This window comes from Serratia sp. N21D137 (genome assembly GCF_047530005.1).
In the GTDB taxonomy this organism is placed as follows: domain Bacteria; phylum Pseudomonadota; class Gammaproteobacteria; order Enterobacterales; family Enterobacteriaceae; genus Chania; species Chania fonticola_B.
Window position 1 is genome coordinate 1 of the sequence record NZ_JBLJAJ010000086.1, and the last position, 2,455, is coordinate 2,455.

Here is a 2,455-nt window from a genome sequence, read left to right on the forward strand (position 1 = left end):
GTAAGCGTCCAACGAAGGCCGTATTGACTAAGGTCGAGTAAGTTATTCTGTTGGCAGTGTTATACGCCACGGCAGTAGCTCACTGACCCGGTTTATCGGCCAGTCGGCAATCACATTCAGCACATGACGGAGATAATGCTCCGGATCGACGCCATTCAGGCGACATGTTCCCAGCAAGCTGTACAGCAACGCCCCTCGCTCACCTCCGTGATCCGAGCCGAAGAACAGGAAGTTCTTGCGCCCCAGACTCACCAGCCGCAAGGCATTCTCTGCGATGTTGTTATCCACCTCGGCCCAACCGTCCTCGGCATAATACGTCAGCGCTGCCCATTGGTTCAGCGCATAGGCGAACGCCTTCGCCAGTTCTGAGTGTCGCGACAGCGTTTTCATCTTTTCCCGCAGCCAGCTTTCCAACCCGTTTAGCAACGGGATTGCCCTTCGCTGTCGTTCCAACAGACGCTGCTCTGCCGGCCACCCGCGCACTTGTGCCTCGAGGGCGTACAGTTCACCGATACGTTTCAGGGCCTCTTCGGTTGTCTCCGAGGGCGTACGGACATGGACATCGTGGATTTTACGCCGCGCATGCGCCCAACAGGCGGCCTCCTTGATGACCCCGGCTTCTCGGTCTGGACGGTACAGTTCATTGAACCCGGCGTAGGCATCAGCCTGAAGCACCCCGCTGAAGCCAGCAAGGTGGCTCTGCGGGTGGAGCCCTTTTCTGTCTGGACTGTAAGCGAACCACACTGCCGCAGGTTGTATTGAACCCGCATTGCGGTCATCACGCACATACGTCCACAGACGCCCGGTCTTGGTCTTTTTATTCCCCGGCAACAACACCGGTACTGGCGTGTCGTCGGCATGCAGCTTGCCGTTTGTCAGCACGTACTGTCGCAGAGCCTCCTCCAGCGGGGACAGCAGCCGGCAACACGCATCTACCCAACCCGACAGCACCGAGCGACTCAGCTCCACACCCTGTCGGGCATATATCTCGCTCTGGCGATACAGCGGGGTGTGTTCCGCATATTTTGAGGTCAGTACCCGGGCCAGCAGACCTGGCCCGGCGATACCGCGCTCGATAGGTCGTGAAGGGGCCGGGGCCTGAACGATATGGTCACACTTCTGGCAGGCATGCTTTTCCCGCACCGTGCGGATAACCCGGAAGGCGCTGCGTATCAGTTCCAGTTGTTCGGCCGTATCCTCGCCGAGGTAGGACAGCGCGCCGCCACAGTCGGGACAGCACGTTTCTGCAGGCGGCAGGCGTTTCTCATCGCGAGGGAGTGACGCCGGGAACGGTTTGCGTGTGCGGGTCTGGCGTAACGGTCGGGGAACCGGGGGGTCATCCACGCGGCCAGTAAGGGCATCGCTTTCTTGCTGAAGGCGCTTGAGGTCAGTCTCCATCTGGGCGATGCGACGGGCCATTTTTTCTGACTGACGCCCGAAGTTCATACGACGCAACTTGTCCAACTGTGCCTGCAGATGGTCGATTTCACGTTCCCGCTGACTCAGCTTTTCCTGCAAGGTGCGGACCAACGCCTCCTGTTCGGCCAGGCGTTGTTTTAACAGCAGGATGTCATCGGGGGGCGTATTGTCCATCCCGGCATGATACCGGGATAGGGCATTTTTACAACATTGTCAGCGAGTTAAGCAGGCGTTTGGGATGCCGCCAGTCGATGCCCTCCATCAACATCGCCAGTTGGGCTGGCGTCAGGAACACCTTGCCATCCCGCGCTGACGGCCAGGCGAAGCGGCCGCGCTCCAACCGTTTGGTCAGCAGGCACAGCCCGTCACCGGTAGACCAGAGCAGTTTCACCTGGCTACCGTTGCGGCCCCGGAAGATAAAGACATGGCCGGACAGGGGGTCATCCTTGAGTGTTGTCTGCACTTTGGCCGCCAGGCCATTGAAGCCGTTTCGCATATCGGTGATACCGGCCACTATCCAGATTTTGGTGCCCGCGGGCAGGCTCATCATGATGCCCCTCCCGCCATCATTTCTCGCAGCAACAGACTCAGTATTTCAGTAGAGGGGTTATGCAGTGTGATATCGCCATGACGAAGCCGGGCATGACAGACGGTATCTGCTGGCTCGGCAACGGGGATTACTGGCGGTGAGGCCTGCAGGGGTGGGGTTATCTGAACGGGTAAAAGCGTGGGGGAGGCGTTTTTACGGTATGTGCGTCGCGACCGGGATACCTGCCCTTCGCTCTGCCAGAGGCGTATCCATTTAAAGAGCAGATTGTCATTAATGCCGTATTCACGGGCAAGCGCGGCAACGCTGCTGCCATTTTCGCTCGCCTCGAGTGCCATTTTGACCAGTTTAAGTTTCAATTCGGGGGAATAATGCTGACGGGAACGTCGTTCTTTAGTACTCACGGAGGTGTCCACCTGGAAGAATAAGTGGACACCTAAACTACAGCGCCTGACGCATTAAGCCAGACGGTGCTGAGTTGACGCTTAC

Annotated in this window: 3 protein-coding genes; all 3 read right to left on the reverse strand. The window is 58.4% G+C overall.

What is annotated here, in order from left to right; translation table 11 throughout:
* Positions 1 to 42: 42 nt before the first annotated feature.
* From tnpC to ACMV5H_RS25300, 3 genes are read right to left on the reverse strand one after another with little or no spacing between them, the layout of a single operon-like run.
* A complete protein-coding gene (gene tnpC, locus ACMV5H_RS25290) occupies positions 43 to 1,593 on the reverse strand; it encodes an IS66 family transposase (RefSeq protein ID WP_414822771.1) in 1,551 nt (516 codons plus the stop codon).
* Positions 1,594 to 1,621: 28 nt separating this feature from the next.
* On the reverse strand, positions 1,622 to 1,969 hold the full coding sequence (tnpB, locus tag ACMV5H_RS25295; protein ID WP_368439740.1) for an IS66 family insertion sequence element accessory protein TnpB: 348 nt from the start codon (positions 1,967 to 1,969) through the stop codon (positions 1,622 to 1,624).
* Positions 1,966 to 2,370: a transposase gene (locus tag ACMV5H_RS25300; protein WP_414822772.1), complete on the reverse strand. Its 405-nt coding sequence runs from the start codon at positions 2,368 to 2,370 to the stop codon at positions 1,966 to 1,968. The genes tnpB and ACMV5H_RS25300 overlap by 4 nt, the downstream gene beginning before the upstream one ends.
* Between the last annotated feature and the right edge of the window lie 85 nt (positions 2,371 to 2,455).

Bases quoted from the DNA above. Each gene is read 5' to 3' on its own strand.
- tnpB (WP_368439740.1), bottom strand. From the start codon at position 1,969: ATGATGAGCCTGCCCGCGGGCACCAAAATCTGGATAGTGGCCGGTATC.
- tnpC (WP_414822771.1), bottom strand. From the start codon at position 1,593: ATGGACAATACGCCCCCCGATGACATCCTGCTGTTAAAACAACGCCTG.